The organism is Microbacterium sp. (genome assembly GCF_017305435.1).
Classification (GTDB): domain Bacteria; phylum Actinomycetota; class Actinomycetes; order Actinomycetales; family Microbacteriaceae; genus Microbacterium.
Window position 1 is genome coordinate 345,167 of the sequence record NZ_JAFKIP010000004.1, and the last position, 17,441, is coordinate 362,607.

Genomic DNA, 17,441 nt, shown 5'->3' on the forward strand with positions numbered 1-17,441 from the left:
ATGAGTGAGGATCGGACGACGCCGCCACACGACGGGGACGAACGGTTCGACGCCTTCTGGGCGGACGTCGATCTCGTCGATGCGGATGCCGCACGCCGAGCGCTCGCCTCTCTGCTGGCCGAGCGCGGTCTGGATGACGCCCGTGCCGCCTACGAGCGCGGTTCGCTGCACGATTCGCTCGGTGAGGAGGCCGAGGCCGTGCCGCTGTACCGTGCGGCTCTGGCCGAAGGCCTCGACCCGAGCCTGCAGACGCAGGCGACGATCCAGCTCGCGAGTACGCTGCGCAATCTGGGCGACGCGTCCGGCGCGATCGCGCTGCTGCAGGCGATCCCGGCGGACGATCCTCTGACTGATGCGGCGCGCGCCTTCCTCGCGCTCGCGCTGTTCGATGACGGCAAGCCCGCCCCCGCTCTCCGGACCGCGTTGCAGACACTCGCGCCCCGCCTTCCGCGCTATCAGCGTGCGGTCGGCGCCTATGCGGGGGAACTGCAGAACCCCGACCGGATCCGTGCCATCGCCGTCGGCCTGCTCGTGCAGGACGGCTGGGTGCTCGCGGAGGAGTATGCCGGGTCCGCTCAGAGCGGGTCGTTCCTGCGGGCTCCAGGCGGCGGCGTCGAGTTCGGCGAGCGCGCGGACGACGCCGTCCGGCGCGAGTTCGCGGAGGAGCTCGGCGTGACGCTCGACGAGGCGCGACTGCTCGGCGTCACGGAGAACATCTTCGATGCGCACGGCAAGCGCGGTCACGAGATCGTCTCCGTCTACGGCATCCGCTGCGCCGAGCTCGAAGCGCTGCCGAGGGGCGCGCGGCTCGATGTGCAGGATGCCGACACGAGCGTCGGCTGGTATCGGATCGACGCACTGCCCGCACCGTTCTACCCGGTGGGATGCCTCCAACTGGCCGTCTGATAAGCTTGACCGGCTCGAAACCGGAGTTTTCGGGCATCCCCCTCTTCTGACGAAGACCCCTCGGCATGCCCCGGCGTGCAGTCCGAGCGGGGCGAGGAGCGGGAGATACGTCCGCGAGCCGTGACAGACACGGCCGCGTCACCAGAAGGAGAGCTTCGTGGCAACGAAGTCCCAGGACCGCCGCAAGGTGCGCCTCTCGCGCGCTCTCGGCGTCGCCCTCACCCCCAAGGCCGCCCGCTACCTCGAGAAGCGTCCCTACGCTCCCGGTGAGCACGGCCGCACCAAGCGCAAGCAGGACAGCGACTTCGCCGTCCGCCTGCGCGAGAAGCAGCGTCTGCGCGAGCAGTACGGCATCCGCGAGAAGCAGATGCGCAACACGTTCAACGAGGCCCGTCGCAAGGACGGCCTGACCGGTGAGAACCTGGTCGAGCTCCTCGAGATGCGTCTCGACGCCCTCGTGCTGCGCGCCGGCTTCGCCCGTACCACGGCGCAGGCCCGCCAGCTCGTCGTGCACCGTCACATCCTCGTCGACGGTCAGCTCGTGGACCGCCCGTCCTTCCGCGTGAAGCCGGGTCAGCTCATCCACGTCAAGCCCAAGAGCGAGGCGCTCGAGCCGTTCCAGGTCGCTGCGGCCGGCGGTCACGCCGAGGTGCTGCCGAACGTTCCGGCGTACCTCGAGGTCGAGCTCGACAAGCTCCAGGCGAAGCTCGCGCGTCGTCCCAAGCGCGCCGAGGTGCCCGTCACGTGTGACGTGCAGCTCGTCGTCGAGTACTACGCGGCGCGCTAAATCCAGGTCTGCATGCGATCGAAGGGCGTCGGGGTCTCCCCGGCGCCCTTCGGCGTTTGCACCTAACATGGACAGCATGAAGAGCGTGCTGTGGTTCGTCCTGGGTCTTGCGGGAGGCTTCGTCGCCGCCCACATCATCGACAAGGATCCGCGCGGACACGACGCCCTCGCCGAGGTCGACGCACGGATCACCGAGTTCACCGACCGCATCGGCGAGGCGTACCGTGCGCAGGAGGCGAAGATCGACGGCATCGCCGCGTCGGTCAAAGACGCCGCCGCCCAGATCGCCGACTGACCCGACCCGTCGCTCCGCCGCGCGCCCTCCGGCGCGGGCGTACACGCACCTGCTTTCGCCCGAGGAACCCACATGAAGACCGCCGAGATCGCCCAGCGCTACCTGGACTACTTCGAGAAGAACGGGCACACGATCGTGCCCTCGGCATCCCTCGTCTCGCCCGACCCGGCGCTTCTGTTCGTGATCGCGGGCATGGTGCCGTTCATCCCGTATCTGTCCGGCGACGTGCCTGCGCCGTATCCGCGCGCGGCCGACAACCAGAAGTGCATCCGCACGAACGACATCGAAGAGGTCGGCAAGACCCCCCGGCACGGCACCTTCTTCCAGATGCTCGGCAACTGGTCGTTCGGCGACTACTTCAAAGAGGGCGCGATCCGGTACGCGTGGGAGCTGCTGACCTCCTCCGAAGCGGACGGCGGGCTCGGCTTCGACCCGAAGGACCTGTGGGTCACCGTCTACGAAGAGGACGACGAGGCGCACGACCTGTGGCGCGAGATCGCGGGCCTGCCGGAAGAGCGCATCCAGCGCCTCGGCAAGGACACGAACTACTGGTCGACGGGGCTTCCGGGCCCGGCGGGACCCTGCTCCGAGATCTTCTTCGACCGCGGCCCGGCGTACGGCATCGACGGGGGACCGGCGACCGATGACGACCGCTACGTCGAGATCTGGAACCTCGTGTTCATGCAGTACGAGATCACCGACGTGAAGAGCAAGTACGACTTCACGATCGTCGGCGAGCTGCCCGCCAAGAACGTCGACACCGGCATGGGTCTCGAGCGCATCGCGTTCCTCAAGCAGGGCGTCGACAACATGTACGAGACCGATCAGGTGCGTCCCGTGCTCGACAAGGCGGTGGCGCTCTCCGGCAAGACCTACGGCGAGAACCACGAGGATGACGTGCGCTTCCGCGTCGTCGCTGATCACGTGCGCTCCTCGCTCATGCTGATGAGCGACGGCGTCACGCCGTCGAACGAGGGGCGCGGGTACATCCTCCGCCGCCTCATGCGCCGCGTCATCCGCGCGATGCGCCTGCTCGGCGTCGACGCCCCGACGTTCGCCGAGCTGTTCGCGACATCGCGGGATGCCATGAAGGACGCGTATCCCGAGGTCGCGACGGACTACGCGCGAATCTCGCAGTACGCCCTCGCCGAGGAGGCGACCTTCCTGCGCACGCTCGCGGCGGGCTCGGAGAACCTCGACGCGTCGATCGCGGCGGCGAAGGCCTCCGGAGCGACCGGCATCGGCGGCGCGGAGGCGTTCCTCCTGCACGACACCTACGGGTTCCCGATCGACCTGACCCTCGAGATCGCCGAAGAGGCGGGTCTCACGGTCGACCGGGGCGCGTTCGACACCCTCATGTCCGAGCAGCGCGCCCGCGCCAAGGCCGATGCCCGTTCGCGCAAGCGCCAGCTTGCCGACACGAGCGTCTACCGCGACCTCCGCGCGAAGGGCGAGACGGTCTTCACCGGCTACACCGACCTCGAGACGGAGTCGACGGTCCTCGGCATCCTCGCCGAGGGACACCCCGTCGCGAGCGCCGGTGCCGGCCGGATCGTCGAGGTCATCCTCGCCGAGACCGCGCTGTACGCCGAGAGCGGCGGCCAGGTGGCCGACAAGGGCGTCATCGTCGGACCGGGCTACGAGCTCGAAGTGCTCGACGTGCAGCGTCCCGTGCCCGGCCTCGTCAGCCACACGGTCGAGGTGACGACCGGAGAGGTCGCCGTCGACCAGCCCGCGACGACGGTGGTGGATGCCGCGAACCGCCGCGCCGCGCAGCAGGCACACTCGGCGACGCACCTCGTGCACGCGGCTCTGCGCGACACGCTCGGCAAGACGGCGACGCAGGCCGGCTCGCTCAATCGCGCGGGGTACCTGCGCTTCGACTTCACGTGGGGCCAGGCGCTGTCCGACGCGACGAAGACGGAGATCGAGGAGATCGCCAACAACGCCGTCCGCGACAACCTGGACGTGACCACGCGAGTCCTCTCGCTCGATGAGGCGAAGGCGGCCGGGGCCATGGCGCTGTTCGGCGAGAAGTACGGCGAGACCGTGCGGATGGTCGACATCGGCGGCCCGTGGTCGCGCGAGCTCTGCGGTGGCACGCATGTCGCCTCGAGCGCCGAGGTCGGGCTCGTGAGCCTCGTCGGCGAGTCGTCCGTCGGCGCCTCGAACCGCCGCGTCGAGGCCCTCGTCGGGCTCGACGCGTTCCGCGAGCTCGCCGCCGAGCGCGCGATCGTGTCACAGCTCACCTCGTCGCTCAAGACGCCCAAGGACCAGCTCGCCACGAAGATCGCCGAGCTCTCCGCGAGCCTCAAGTCCGCCGAGAAGCGCATCGCCCAGTTCGAGGCGAAGGCGCTCGAGGGGCGCATCCCCGCCCTCGCGGGCGCGGCCACGGCGGTCGGATCGTTCCGCCTTGTCGCCGAGTCGCTCGGCGTCGCGGCGTCCGCCGACGACGTACGCTCGCTCGCCCTCCAGGTGCGCGAGCGGGTCGGCGCGGGTGCGGTCGTCGCGCTCGGCGCGGAGGTCGCGGGGCGCCCGGTCGTCATCGTCGCCACGGACGACGCCGCCCGTGTCGCCGGTGCGAAGGCCGGTCAGCTCGCCAAGGCCGCCGCATCTGCGCTCGGCGGCGGCGGCGGCGGACGCGACGACGTCGCACAGGGCGGCGGAACGGATGCCGCGGCGCTGCCCAGCGCACTGCGCGCCGTGCGGCAGGCGCTGGAGGCGGCGACCGCGTGAGCGGCTTCCGCCGCGGAGTCCGGCTCGGCATCGATGTGGGAAAGGCCCGCGTCGGCGTCGCGCGCTGCGACCCCGACGGGCTGCTGGCGGTGCCCGTCGAGACCGTGCCGCGCAGCGAGGCATCCGTCGCGCGCATCGCCGCGCTCGCGTCGGAGTACGAGGCGTTCGAGCTCCTCGTCGGCCTGCCGGTGAGCCTGTCGGGCGGAGATACGGCATCCACCGCGGATGCGCGCGACGTCGCCGCCGACCTCGCTGCCGCGACGGGCCTGCCGGTCCGCCTCGTCGACGAGCGGCTGAGCACGGTGTCGGCACACGCCGCGCTGCGGGATGCCGGAAGATCCCAGAGATCTTCTCGTAGGATTATCGACCAGGTCGCCGCGGTGGTGCTGCTCCAGCAGGCCATCGACGTCGAGAAGGGCACCGGTACCCCGGCCGGCGCTCTGCTTTCCGGATCGCAGGAGAACCCCTGATGCCCGACACCCCGCCGAACGACGATCCGTTCGCGGACCTCTTCCAGAAGCTGCCGACGCCCGCGTCGACACCGGCTCCGAACCCGGCGCCCCGGTCCGTGACGCCCCCCGCCGCCGTGCCCGGCAGCCGTCGCGCGGCGCGCGAGGCGGCGGAAGCCGAGCGTACGCACGAGGATGCCGCGGCCCCCGCAGCCCCCGTCGCCTCGGCTCCGACGCCGCAGCGATCGGCGGAGACTGTGGAGACTCCGGAACCCGCGGCGCCGCGGGGTGCGGGCTCCCCGAGGGTGACCCGCGGTCTGCTCGACGATCCGGAACCCGCGGTCGATCCCGCTCCCGTCGCTGCGCCGCGTGCGACGCAGGGCGTCGAGGCGCTCTTCGCCGCCGACACCCACCACGACGACGATCGCGCCCGCATCGAGCGTCACCAGCGAGATCGGCGCAAGAGCCGCATCGCCGGGTGGGTCGTGTTCGCGGTGATCCTCGCGATCCTCGGTGGCATCGTCGGCGGCGGCTTCTACGTCTGGACGACGTACGAGGACAAGATCCGCGCCTTCATGGGTTGGGAGGAGCCGAAGGACTACGAGGACGGCATCGCGGAAGGCGATGTGAGCGTGACCATCGTGTCGGGCGACACCGGCTCGTCGATCTCGACGACGCTCTTCCAGTCCGGGGTCACGAAGACCGACAGCGCGTTCTACGACTACCTCATCAAGACCGCTCAGAACCCCACCTTCCAGCCGGGGGTGTACGCCCTTCAGCAGAAGATGTCCTCCGCGGCTGCGCTGAAGGCCCTCCAGGACCCCGCGAACCGCCGCGAGAACACGGCGCAGCTGCCCGAGGGGTTGACGCTCGAGTCGACTCTCGCGCGAGTCGCCGACGGGACCGGCACCCCGCTCGCCGATCTCCAGGCCGCCGTCGCGGACCCATCGGTGTACGGCGTCGCCGCGTCGTCGCTCGAAGGCTGGCTGTTCCCCGCCACGTACACCTTCGACCCGGGGACGACGCCGCAGCAGATGATCCAGACGATGGTTGACCGCACGGTGCAGTCGCTGGATGCCGCCGGGGTGCCGGTCGACCAGCGCGAGCGCATTCTCACGATCGCTTCGATCATCCAGCGCGAGGCGCGCTTCACCGCGGACTTCTACAAGGTGTCGCGTGTGATCGAGAACCGCCTCGACCCGGACAACGAGGAGACTCACGGCCTCCTGCAGATGGATTCCACGGCGCAGTACGGGTACAACGAGATCAACAAGGGGACGGCGAGCTCGTCCGCCGAGGCGCTCGAGAACGACAATCCCTGGAACACCTACCTGCATCCGGGCCTCCCCATCGGGCCGATCGCGAACCCGGGCGACGTCGCGATCGACGCGGCCATGCACCCTGCCGACGGACCGTGGCTGTACTTCGTGACCGTGAACCTCGAGACGGGCGAGACCGTCTTCTCGACGACGTACGCCGAGCACGAGAAGGCCGTCGCGCAGTGGCAGGAGTGGTGCTCGGCCAATGACAGCGATGACTGCTGAGGTCGCGGACCGCCCGAGATTCGAGGTATGGGGCGATCCCATCGCGCACAGCCTCTCGCCGCGGATCCACTCGGCGGCGTACGAGCGGCTCGGCTGGGACTGGGCCTACGGGCGTCGACAGGTCGCCGCGGCCGCGTTCGGCGGTGAGCTCGAGCGAACCGAGACATCCCTCCGCGGGCTCTCGATCACCTTTCCGCTCAAGACGGAGGCCCACCGTGCGGCGACGAGCCGCGACGGTACCGCCGAGCTCACCGGGGCGGTGAACACACTCGTCCTCGCAGAGGGGCGGCGCCTCGGCTTCAACACCGATGTCGGCGGCATCGTCGCCGACGTGCGATCGCTCGGGATCGAGACCGCCGAGATCGCCAGGATCGTGGGTGCGGGAGCGACCGCGACGTCCGCCCTCGTGGCCCTCGCGCACCTCGGCGCCCGCGCGGTCGATGTCGTCGCGCGGCGCCCGGACGCGGCGGCGCATCTCGTGGCGCTGGGGAAGCGGCTCGCGGTGGCGGTCGCGGTCGTCCCGCCCGAGACGGCGGCCGCGGCATCCGTGCCGCTGACGATCTCGACGCTGCCGGGGGGTGCCGTGCTGCCCGCGGAGGCGGCCGATCGGCTCGCGGCGGGGGGTGGTCTGCTGTACGACGTCGTGTACGGACATTGGCCCACGCCGCTCGCAGAGGCGTGGGGGCGCGCGGGGGCGCCGGCTGTCGACGGGCGCGGGATGCTGCTGCGGCAGGCCGTGCTGCAGATCCGTGCGTTCGCGACGGGCGAGGTCACCCAGCCTCTCCCCGACGAAGAGGACGTCGTGGCCGTCATGCGCTCCGCGCTCATGGGAGACTAGAGGGATGCTCCGCGTGCTCACGGCCGGCGAATCGCACGGCCCCGAACTCGTCGCCTTCATGGAGGGTCTGCCGTCCGGCGTCCCGATCTCCCGAGCGGCCATCCAGGCCGACCTCGCGCGTCGCAAGCTCGGCTATGGTCGCGGCTCGCGGATGAAGTTCGAAGAGGATGACCTCACCATCTCCGCAGGCGTCCGCCACGGCTTCTCCATCGGCAGCCCGATCGCCCTGCGCGTGGGCAACACCGAGTGGCCCAAGTGGACCGAGGTCATGAGCGCGGAGCCCGTCGAGCTCACCGACCGCTCGCGTGGTCGCGGGGCGGCGCTGACCCGTCCGCGGCCCGGTCACGCCGACCTCGTCGGCATGCAGAAGTACGGGTTCGACGAGGCTCGCCCGATCCTCGAGCGCGCGAGTGCGCGCGAGACAGCGGCGCGCGTCGCGCTCGGCGCCATCGCCCGGTCATTCCTCGCTGAGCTCGGCATCCGTCTGGTGTCGCACACGCTCTCGATCGGGCCCGTCCAGGTCCCGGCCGGGCGCCCGGTGCCGACTCCCGACGACGTCGACGCGCTGGATGCCGATCCGCTGCGCTGCTTCGACGCCGAGACCTCCGCGGCCATGGTCGCCGAGGTGGATGCCGCGAAGCGCGACGGCGACACGCTGGGGGGCATCGTCGAGGTACTCGCGTACGGCCTGCCGCCGGGCCTCGGCTCTCACGTGCAGTGGGACCGACGCCTCGACGGACGGCTCGCGCAGGCGCTGATGTCGATCCAGGCGATCAAGGGTGTGGAGGTCGGTGACGGGTTCGAGACGACGCGTCGCCGCGGTTCGGTCGCGCACGACGAGCTGTTCGCGACGGACGAGGGCATCACGCGCTCCTCCGACCGCGCCGGCGGCACCGAAGGCGGCATGTCCACGGGCACCGTGCTGCGCGTCCGCGCCGGCATGAAGCCGATCGCGACCGTGCCGCACGCGCTGCGCACGATCGACGTCGCGAGCGGAGAGACCGCGACCGCGCACCACCAGCGCTCCGACGTCTGCGCCGTGCCGGCGGCCGGCGTCGTCGCCGAGGCGATGGTCGCGATCGTCCTCGCCGGCGAAGTGCTGGAGAAGTTCGGCGGCGACGCGGTCGCGGAGACGCGCCGGAACCTCGAGTCGTACCTCGCCACGATCCCGTCCGCGCTCCGGAGCGCGGCGGACAGCGACGACGCGCTCGGATGACCGAGCGCGCGATCGTCCTCATCGGGCCGATGGGGGCGGGGAAGACGAGCGTGGGTCGACGCGTCGCGCGCGCCCTCCAACGTCCCTTCTCGGACACCGACAAGATCGTCGTCCGCGACCACGGACCGATCCCGGAGCTCTTCCTCGCCCACGGGGAAGGGCATTTCCGCGCGCTCGAACGTGCCGCGGTGCGTGAGGCCCTGGCATCCGGCGGTGTCGTCGCGCTGGGCGGCGGCGCGGTGCTCGACGCCGACACGCGTGCGGACCTGCGGCGTCATCGCGTGGTCCTGCTGACGGTGCAGCCCCACATCGTCGGCTCGCGGATCGGCGGCACCGATCGCCCCCTGCTGGCCGGCGAAGACCCCGTGGCGCGGTGGATCCGCATCTACGAGGAGCGCCGCGCACTCTACGAAGAGGCTGCCGATCTCGCGCTGGACGCGTCCACCGGCCCGCTGGCGGACATCGTGACGCGCATCGTGGAGTGGGTCGGCGACGACGCCCGCGACGACAACGAAGGAGAGCACTCGTGACCGACACGACGATCATCCGCGTCGAGGGCGACGCGCCCTACGACGTGCGCGTCGGCCGCGGCATCCTCGGTGACGTCGCCGCGGCCCTCCCCGAATCGGCGCGCAAGGTGCTCGTCGTGCACCCGCCCACGCTCACCGCACAGGCGACGGCCCTGCGCGACAGCCTCGTCGCATCGGGCGACCGGCAGGTCCTCCTCGCCGAGATCCCGGACGCCGAATCCGGCAAGCGCGTCGAGGTCGCCGCGTTCTGCTGGCAGGTCATGGGCCAGGCGGACTTCACCCGCAGCGACGCCGTCATCGGCTTCGGCGGGGGAGCGGTCACGGACCTCGCCGGATTCGTCGCCGCGACGTGGTTGCGCGGTGTCGCCGTCGTCCAGGTGCCGACGACCGTGCTCGGGATGGTGGATGCCGCTGTCGGCGGCAAGACCGGCATCAACACCAACGAGGGCAAGAACCTCGTCGGCGCCTTCTGGCCGCCGCGCGCGGTGATCTGCGACCTCGACCTGCTCGACACCCTCAGCCGCAACGAGCGGGTCGCGGGGTTCGCCGAGGTCGTGAAGGCCGGCTTCATCTGGTACCCCGAGATCCTCGATCTCATCGAAGCGGACCCCGAGGCCGTCGTCGATCCGCGCAGCCCCGCGTTCCGTCGCTGCATCGAGCTCGCGATCGAAATGAAGGCGCGCGTCGTCGGCGAGGACCTGCGTGAGGCGGGGCTGCGCGAGGTGCTGAACTACGGCCACACGCTCGGGCACGCGATCGAGCATGCGGAGCGCTACCAATGGCGCCACGGCGCGGCGATCTCGATCGGCATGCTGTTCGCCGCCGAGCTCTCCCGACTCGCGGGGCGCCTGTCGGATGCCGCCGCTCAGCGCCATCGCGACATCCTCGAGCTGCTCGGGCTGCCGACGAGCTACCGCGCGGGCGCCTTTTCGCAGCTCTTCGCTACGATGCAGCGCGACAAGAAGACCCGCGGATCCATGCTGCGGTTCATCGTCCTCGACGAGATCGGCAAGCCCACGGTGCTGCAAGCCCCCGACGAGTCGCTCCTGTTCGCCGCCTACCAAGAGGTCGCCTCCGCCTGAGCGGCCTGAGCGGCCTGAGCGGCCTGAGCGGCCTGAGCCCACGCGCTGCTCGTCCCACTTACGGCACCGCATGTCCCAATGGTGGTCGGTTTCCGAGGGGGAAACCGACCACCATTGGGACATGGTCAGGGGTGGGCGGGTTGTGTGGGGCGCGGCATCCGCCTCGCCTCAGGCGTCGACGAGCTGACGCTCCTGGGTCCGCAGGCCGAGCTCCGCGGTCGGGATGTCCTTCGTCTCGCGGGCGGTGGCGGCGCTCACGATCGCGATCAGGGCGATGACGGCGGTGAACACGGAGATCACGACCCAGCCGCCGGGTGCGACGCCGCCCAGGGCGGTGACGATCGACGGCGCGAAACCGGCCATCAGGAACCCCAGCTGCGTCCCGATCGCCATGCCCGAGAAACGTACGCGGGTGGAGAACATCTCGCCGTAGAACGACGGCCATACGGCATTGGCGGCGGCGTAGCCGAACGAGAACGTGAGCACCGCGAGCGCGAACGTCAGGATGGTGTTCCCGCTGCTCATCGACAACATGTAGAACGGCATCAACACCGCGGACGCCGCCGCGCCGTAGATGAAGACCGGCTTGCGTCCGATCCGGTCGGCGAGCTTTCCGAACACCGGCTGGGTGCCCAGGGCCACGATGTTCGCGACGACCACGAGCCACAGAGTGAGGCTCTCGGCGAGACCCACCTGCTTGCCGTAGGCCAGAGCGAGATTGCCGAACACGGTCGACACCGCGGCGATGAACGCGCAGAAGATGACGCGCAGCACGTCACGCCAATGATCGCGCAACAGTGGGATGAGAGGCATCCGCGCGATCTTGCCTTCGGCCTTGGCATCCTCGAACTCCGGCGTCTCGTGCAGCGAGCGGCGGATGAAATAGGCGACGAGCACGACGATGGCGCTCAGCCAGAACGGGATGCGCCAGCCCCACGTGTACTTGATGTCGTCGGGCAGCGCGACGACGGGGATGAAGATGAGCGCCGCGAGGATCTGGCCGCCCTGCGTCCCGGTCAGTGTCCACGAGGTGAAGAAGGAACGACGGTCGTCAGGCGCGTGCTCGAGAGTGAGCGACGATGCGCCGGCCTGCTCGCCGGCCGCGGAGAGCCCCTGCATCAGGCGGCAGAGCACGAGGAGCGCGGGGGCGGCCCATCCGATCTGGGCGAAGCCGGGCAGGCAGCCGATGATGAACGTCGACAGCCCCATCAGGACGAGTGTGAACATCAGCACCTTCTGGCGGCCGATGCGGTCACCGAAGTGACCGAGAATCACGGCGCCGACGGGGCGGGCGATGTAGGCGAAGCCGAACGTGGCGAACGACATCACGAGCGCGGCCTGATCTCCGGAGGGGAAGAAGACGGTCGGGAAGATCAGCGCGGCGGCCGAGCCGAACAGGAAGAAGTCGTAGTACTCGACGGCACTGCCCATGAAAGAGGCGACGGCGGCCTTCACGGGTGTTTTCCGCGTCGTTGCGGTGGCGGACATGGTGGCATTTCTCCTTCAGTGGGTGAGGCCTTCGGTGGGTGGGGCCTTCAGCGGGTGGGGGTTCAGCGGGTGAGGATCTCGTGGTCGGCGCCGACGAGGGTGTGGAAGTGTGCGGACATGCGGTCGGGGTCGGGGTGGACCCCGGTGATGAGGGCGAAGGCATCGACGGCCTGGAACACGGCCATCCGCCCGCCGTCGAGCGTGCGCGCTCCGACGGCGCGGGCGGCGCGGAGCAGTTCGGTCTCGAACGGGCGATACACGATGTCGGCGACCCAGAGTTCCGGGCGCAGCAGCTGCGCCGAGAACGGGATGCCGGGATGCTCCGCCATCCCGGTGGGCGTGCAGTGCACGACGCCGTCGGCGGCGTCGAGAAGCGTCGACAGGTCGGGGAGGGCGCCGGCGACGACGCGCTCCCCGCCGTGACGGCCCCCCAGATCCGCCGCGAGCTCGGCGGCGCGCCGCGCGTCGACGTCGACGATCGTGAGCCGGCCGACGCCGATGCGCAGGAGGGCGTCCGCGACGGCGGATCCGGCGCCGCCGGCGCCCAGCTGGACGACGCGGTCGGTCGCGGCGTCGGGCAGGCCCGTCACGAATCCGGCGGCGAAGCCCGTCGTGTCGGTGTTGAACCCGACCCGCCCCTCGGGGGTCAGCAGCACGGTGTTGACCGCGCCGAGCGCTGCCGCGACCGGATCGACGCGATCGAGGTAGTCGAGTACGAGCCGCTTGCACGGGTGCGTGATGTTGAGGGCGTCGAATCCGAGATGCTCGGCCCAGTGGAGGACGTCCCCGATGGTGTCGGGGGAGAGGCCCAGCGCCGTGAGGTCGATCGGGCGGTACACGTAGGGGATGCCGAGGGCCTGCGCTTCGGCCATGTGCATCGGCGGTGTCAGGGACGGCGTGACGCCGTTGCCGACGAGCCCCACGAGGTACGGGCGGTCGCTCGGGCGAGCATCGGCCATGGTGGTACTCCTTCGTACGATCCAGTTATGTACTAACTGGTACGTTCAGAGTGAAGCATGGATGCCTTCGCGACGTCAAGAGATTTTTCACGGCCCTGCCGCGCGGTGGTCAGAGGGCGCTGAGCCAGGAGACGACGACGTCGCCGATGAGCGCACGCAGATGCGCGCGACGAGCGTCGAAATCGACGTCGAAGAGGTAGCCGAACGTGTGCCGGTTCGCCACCTGGAAGACGCAGTACGCGCTGATCACGAGGTGGACGTCGAGTGCATCGACATCGGTGCGGAAGACGCCCGCCGAGCGCCCGCGATCGAGAATGCCCTCGAGTATCGTCATCGCCGGCTGGCCGAGCGTGCGTAGGGAGTCGATGCGGCGGATGAACTCGCCGCGGTGGATGTTCTCGATGGAGACGAGACGGATGAAGTCGTCGTGTGTGACGTGGTGGTCGAAGGTCAGCTCGGCGAGTTCGCGGATCGCTGCGCGCGGGTCGGTGTGAGCGACGTCGATCGCACGCTCGGCCTCGCGGATGCCGCGATACGCGTTCTCGAGGACGGCGAGATAGAGACCTTCCTTGCTGCCGAAGTAGTAGTAGATCATCCGCTTCGTCGTGCGGGTGCGCTCCGCGATGATGTCGACGCGCGCTCCCGAATAGCCGTCTTCGGCGAAGACCTCCGTCGCGACGGCGAGGAGTTCTGCTCGGGTGCGCTCCGCGTCGCGTTGCTGGCTGGCCACGAGAGTCAGGATATCGATGCGGGAGAGAGCCTTCGGGAGGCGCGACGCTCTTCCGCGGCAATGTACCACCTGGTACATTGCCGCCATGAGAACCTCGATCGCCACGGTGTGCGTGAGTGGAACGCTCGTCGACAAGCTCCACGCATGCGCCGCCGCCGGTTTCGACGGGGTCGAGGTCTTCGAGCCGGACCTCATCGCCGCCCCCGAGAGCCCGGACGAGATCCGCGCCGTCGCCGAGCGCCTCGGGCTCACTCTCGATCTCTTCCAGCCGTTGCGCGATGTGGAAGGGGTGGATGCCGAGGAGTTCGCGCGCGTCCTCCGCCGCGCCGACGCGAAGTTCGCCCTCGCGGCGCGGATGGGGATCGGCACGGTGCTGTGCTGCAGCAACGTCGCCACTGCGACGATCGATGACGACGACACGAGCGCGGCGCAGCTGCGTGCTTTGGGAGACGCTGCGGCGCGGCATGGCGTCCGAATCGCGTTCGAAGCCCTCGCGTGGGGCCGCTACATCGACGACTATCGCCGTGCGTGGCGCGTCGTCGAGCTCGCCGCCCACCCCGCCGTCGGGGTGTGCCTCGACTCGTTCCACATTCTCTCGCGCGGGCACGATCCAGCGGCGATCCGCGACATCCCGGGGGAGAGGATCTTCTTCCTGCAGCTCGCCGACGCGCCGCGACTCGAGCTCGACGTGCTCTCGTGGAGCCGCCATCACCGCCTCTTCCCGGGCGAGGGCAGCTTCGATCTCGTCGACTTCATGGGGCACGTGCTGCACGCGGGGTACACGGGGCCGTGGTCGCTCGAGGTCTTCAACGACACCTTCCGGCAGACCGACGCGGCGCGCACGGCGCAGCATGCGCACCGTGCGCTGCAGTGGCTCGAGGATGCCGTCGCGCGCGCGTTCCCGGACCTCCCGGGCCTGTCGATGCTGCCGGACTCCGCTGCGCCGTCGGGCGTCGACTTCGTCGAGATCAAGGCCGAGGACACCTCGGCGATCGAAGTGCAATTGGCGCAGCTCGGATTCACCTCCCGCGGTCGGCACCGCACGAAGCCGGTGACCCTGTGGACGTCGGGGCGGGCACGCATCGTGCTGAACGAGCAGCACGCGCGCGGCGCGGTCCCGCACCTCGCCGCGATCGGATTCGAAGTGGATGACGCGGCCGCCGTCTCGCGGCGCCTCGCGCAGCTGGGCGCACCGCGCGCATGGCGGAGGACGTACGCCAGCGAGGAGCGCCTCGACGCCGCGGTCGCTCCGGGTGGCACCGAGGTGTTCTGGACGCAGGCATCCGACGCCGGCGATCCCGCGTGGACGGCGGAGTTCGAGCATGGCGAGCAGCTTCGACCGCCCGTCGTCAGGGGCGTCGACCACGTGAGCATGACCCAGCCGTGGCAGGAGATCGACGAGACCGTGCTCTTCTACACGGCCGCCTTCGGGTTGCGCGCCGAGAGCGCGACGGAGGTCCCGAGCCCGGATGGCCTCGTGCAGAGCCGCGTCCTCGCGGGGCCGCCGAGCGCGATGGGTGATCGCGTACGACTGCCGCTCAACGTCGCGCCGCCCGCACTTGCCGGCCACGGTGACAACGGCGCGTTGCCGCAGCACATCGCGTTCACGTGCGACAACGTGCGGGCGCTGGTGCGTGGCGCGCGGGAGCGCGGGCTCGACACGCTGCGGATGCCGCCGAACTACTACGACGACCTCGAGGCGCGGTTCGATCTGGATCCCGCGTTCCTCGCGGAGCTGCGTGACCTGTCGATCGCCTACGACCGCGACGGGGATGGCGAGTACCTGCAGGCGTACACCGCGACCGTCGGGCAGGTGTTCTGGGAGTTCGTGGAGCGGCGCGGTGCGTACGACGGCTTCGGCGCCGGCAATGCGGGCATCCGCCTCACCGCGCAGCGCGGCTCGCGGCAGGCGGGCGCGGGGCGCTGATAAGGTGCCGACCGTGACCACGCCGCGCCGCCTCCTGCTCGTCAACGGGCCCAACCTCAACCTGCTCGGAATCCGCGAGCCCGCCACGTATGGACACGACACGCTCGCCGATGTCGAGCGCCTCGTGACGGATGCCGCCGCTGCACGCGGGTTCGAGGTCACCGCGGTACAGAGCAACCACGAGGGGGTGCTGCTCGATGCGATCCACGCCGCGCGCACGGCGTGCGCGGGGATCGTCATCAATCCGGGCGGTCTGACGCATACCTCCGTGGTCCTGCGCGACGCGCTGTCCGGCGTCGCGCTACCCGTCGCGGAGGTCCACATCTCGAACGTGTACGAACGGGAGGAGTTCCGTCACCACTCGTACGTGCACGATGTCGCCGCCGTGCACGTGATCGGGGAGGGCATCGCGGGCTACGCCCGCGCCGTCGGCCTGCTCATCGACGTGATCGCGGGGCGCGCGGAAGGCTGACCGCTTCGGCGGACGGGGGAGACGGCGGCTTCGAGGGGAGTGCGAAGCACACCGCGATCGCGACGACGGTGAAGCCGACCGCCCACCAGAAGGCGACGTCGAAACCGTCGGCGAGTGCGTTCAGATCGGTCGCGCCGGCCACGGCGGAGTCGAGGATGACCGCGAGCAGCGCGGTCCCGAAGGCGCCGCCGAGCTGCTGCGCGAGCCTCGTGAGGATGCTCGCGTGCGGCACCTCCTCCCGGGTGAGACCCACGAAGCCGACCGACATCACGGGGATCATGACGGCGCCCATGCCGAAGCCGCGCAACCCCAGGACGACGGCCAGCCACCATGGGTTCGTCGAGGCGTCGGCGAGCGCGAAGGGCGCGGTCGCGGCGCCCATCACGACGAAGCCGGCGACCGCGACGATTTTCGCCCCGATCGCATCGGTGAGCCGCCCGGCGAGCGTGCGGCTGAGCAGTGCACCCACGCCCTGCGGGATCAGGAGGAGCGCCGCGCCGAGGGCATCGACTCCGTGCACGACCTGGAAGAACAGCGGAAGCAGCAGCATCGACCCGTAGAGGGATGCTCCGGAGAGGAACATCACTGCCGAGGCGCTTCCGACGGAGCGTCGCCGGAGCAGGCTCACATCGATCAGGCCCGTGCGGGCGGTGCGAGTCTCGAAGAGGACGAACGCGACCGTGAGGACGAGCCCCGCCGCGAGCGGTGCCCACACGTCGGCGCGCCCGAAGCCGCCGTCCTGGCTGACGTTCGAGAGCCCGTAGAGGATGCCGACGAGCCCGGGTGAGACCAGGAGCAGGCCGATCCCGTCCAGCCGCACGCGGTCGTGCGGCGGATCTGCGGGGATGAGTTTCCAGGCGAGCAGCAGCCCGATCACGCAGAAGGGCACGTTCACCCAGAACAGCCAGCGCCAGTCCGCCCACGCGAGGATCAGTCCGCCGACGACCGGGCCGAGGATCGGGCCGAGCGCCGCGGGCAGGCTGACGGTGGCCATCAGCCTGCCGAGGTTCGCGCCGCGCGGCACCTGCTGGATCGCCAGCGTCGCCATGAGCGGCATCATGAGTCCGCCGCCCAGGCCCTGGACGATGCGGAACGCGATGAGACTCGTGGCATCCCACGAGAGCGAGCAGGCGATGGATGCCAGGAGGAAGATCGTCAGCGCGATCATCCACAGCCGCTTGCCGCCGAGCCGCGACTGAGCCCAGCCCACCACGGGGATCGCGACGCCGAGGGCCAGAAGATATCCGGTGGTGACCCACTGGATCGTGGTGATCGGGACGTCGAGGTCGGCCGCGAGCGTCTTCAGCGCGATGCTCATGATGGTCGAGTCGAAGATCACGGCGAGGCCGCCGACCACGAGCACGAGGGCTGTGACGATCGCGCTCCGGGGTACGGCGGCTGTGGAGTCGGACGAGGCGACGGGGTTCACCGACATGGCATCCTTCTTAAGGTGCATTGATGTATCTAATTGCGGGAGTCTAC

The 17,441-nt window shown here is 70.2% G+C and carries 16 protein-coding genes; 12 read left to right on the forward strand and 4 right to left on the reverse strand.

Annotation, left to right across the window (positions count from 1 at the left end; genetic code table 11):
* The 10 genes from J0I43_RS07755 (at position 1) to aroB (ending at position 10,383) form a co-directional block, all read left to right on the forward strand.
* Positions 1 to 906 carry a tetratricopeptide repeat protein gene (locus tag J0I43_RS07755; RefSeq protein WP_292861507.1) on the forward strand — a complete coding sequence of 302 codons (906 nt, stop codon included), beginning with the start codon at positions 1 to 3 and terminating at the stop codon, positions 904 to 906.
* A 157-nt stretch (positions 907 to 1,063) separates the two neighbouring features.
* The gene (rpsD, locus tag J0I43_RS07760; protein ID WP_292861510.1) at positions 1,064 to 1,693 is read left to right on the forward strand and encodes a 30S ribosomal protein S4; all 630 of its coding nucleotides are present in this window, start codon (positions 1,064 to 1,066) and stop codon (positions 1,691 to 1,693) included.
* A 76-nt stretch (positions 1,694 to 1,769) separates the two neighbouring features.
* A complete protein-coding gene (locus tag J0I43_RS07765) occupies positions 1,770 to 1,988 on the forward strand; it encodes an ATPase (protein ID WP_292861513.1) in 219 nt (72 codons plus the stop codon).
* 72 nt (positions 1,989 to 2,060) lie between these two features.
* Complete coding sequence (gene alaS / locus J0I43_RS07770) at positions 2,061 to 4,724, forward strand: alanine--tRNA ligase (RefSeq protein WP_292861516.1); 2,664 nt, start codon at positions 2,061 to 2,063, stop codon at positions 4,722 to 4,724.
* Positions 4,721 to 5,194: a Holliday junction resolvase RuvX gene (gene ruvX / locus J0I43_RS07775; protein WP_292861519.1), complete on the forward strand. Its 474-nt coding sequence runs from the start codon at positions 4,721 to 4,723 to the stop codon at positions 5,192 to 5,194. The genes alaS and ruvX overlap by 4 nt, the downstream gene beginning before the upstream one ends.
* Positions 5,194 to 6,717, forward strand: coding sequence for an endolytic transglycosylase MltG (gene mltG, locus J0I43_RS07780; protein ID WP_292861522.1), 1,524 nt, complete (start codon positions 5,194 to 5,196; stop codon positions 6,715 to 6,717). Before ruvX ends, mltG begins: the two co-directional genes overlap by 1 nt.
* Positions 6,707 to 7,555: a shikimate dehydrogenase gene (locus tag J0I43_RS07785; protein ID WP_292861525.1), complete on the forward strand. Its 849-nt coding sequence runs from the start codon at positions 6,707 to 6,709 to the stop codon at positions 7,553 to 7,555. Before mltG ends, J0I43_RS07785 begins: the two co-directional genes overlap by 11 nt.
* 4 nt (positions 7,556 to 7,559) lie before the next feature.
* Positions 7,560 to 8,771 carry a chorismate synthase gene (aroC, locus tag J0I43_RS07790; RefSeq protein WP_292861528.1) on the forward strand — a complete coding sequence of 404 codons (1,212 nt, stop codon included), beginning with the start codon at positions 7,560 to 7,562 and terminating at the stop codon, positions 8,769 to 8,771.
* On the forward strand, positions 8,768 to 9,301 hold the full coding sequence (locus tag J0I43_RS07795; RefSeq protein WP_292861531.1) for a shikimate kinase: 534 nt from the start codon (positions 8,768 to 8,770) through the stop codon (positions 9,299 to 9,301). Before aroC ends, J0I43_RS07795 begins: the two co-directional genes overlap by 4 nt.
* Complete coding sequence (gene aroB, locus J0I43_RS07800; protein ID WP_292861534.1) at positions 9,298 to 10,383, forward strand: 3-dehydroquinate synthase; 1,086 nt, start codon at positions 9,298 to 9,300, stop codon at positions 10,381 to 10,383. The genes J0I43_RS07795 and aroB overlap by 4 nt, the downstream gene beginning before the upstream one ends.
* Positions 10,384 to 10,551: 168 nt before the next feature.
* On the opposite strand, the gene J0I43_RS07805 is transcribed toward aroB, so the two are convergent.
* The 3 genes from J0I43_RS07805 to J0I43_RS07815 all read right to left on the reverse strand — a co-directional run bounded on the left by J0I43_RS07805 (position 10,552) and on the right by J0I43_RS07815 (position 13,560).
* Positions 10,552 to 11,871, reverse strand: coding sequence for an MFS transporter (locus J0I43_RS07805; protein ID WP_292861537.1), 1,320 nt, complete (start codon positions 11,869 to 11,871; stop codon positions 10,552 to 10,554).
* A gap of 62 nt (positions 11,872 to 11,933) precedes the next feature.
* On the reverse strand, positions 11,934 to 12,830 hold the full coding sequence (locus J0I43_RS07810; protein ID WP_292861540.1) for a shikimate dehydrogenase: 897 nt from the start codon (positions 12,828 to 12,830) through the stop codon (positions 11,934 to 11,936).
* 109 nt (positions 12,831 to 12,939) lie between these two features.
* Complete coding sequence (locus tag J0I43_RS07815) at positions 12,940 to 13,560, reverse strand: TetR family transcriptional regulator (RefSeq protein ID WP_292861543.1); 621 nt, start codon at positions 13,558 to 13,560, stop codon at positions 12,940 to 12,942.
* 85 nt (positions 13,561 to 13,645) lie between these two features.
* On the opposite strand from J0I43_RS07815, the gene J0I43_RS07820 reads away from it, so the two are divergent.
* Together J0I43_RS07820 and J0I43_RS07825 are read left to right on the forward strand one after the other, a co-directional pair.
* Positions 13,646 to 15,487, forward strand: coding sequence for a bifunctional sugar phosphate isomerase/epimerase/4-hydroxyphenylpyruvate dioxygenase family protein (locus tag J0I43_RS07820; protein WP_292861546.1), 1,842 nt, complete (start codon positions 13,646 to 13,648; stop codon positions 15,485 to 15,487).
* A gap of 13 nt (positions 15,488 to 15,500) precedes the next feature.
* Positions 15,501 to 15,959, forward strand: coding sequence for a type II 3-dehydroquinate dehydratase (locus tag J0I43_RS07825; RefSeq protein ID WP_292861549.1), 459 nt, complete (start codon positions 15,501 to 15,503; stop codon positions 15,957 to 15,959).
* Here J0I43_RS07825 and J0I43_RS07830 read toward each other — a convergent pair.
* The gene (locus tag J0I43_RS07830) at positions 15,925 to 17,394 is read right to left on the reverse strand and encodes an MDR family MFS transporter (protein ID WP_292861552.1); all 1,470 of its coding nucleotides are present in this window, start codon (positions 17,392 to 17,394) and stop codon (positions 15,925 to 15,927) included. The two genes, J0I43_RS07825 and J0I43_RS07830, sit on opposite strands and share 35 nt — an antisense overlap.
* Between the last annotated feature and the right edge of the window lie 47 nt (positions 17,395 to 17,441).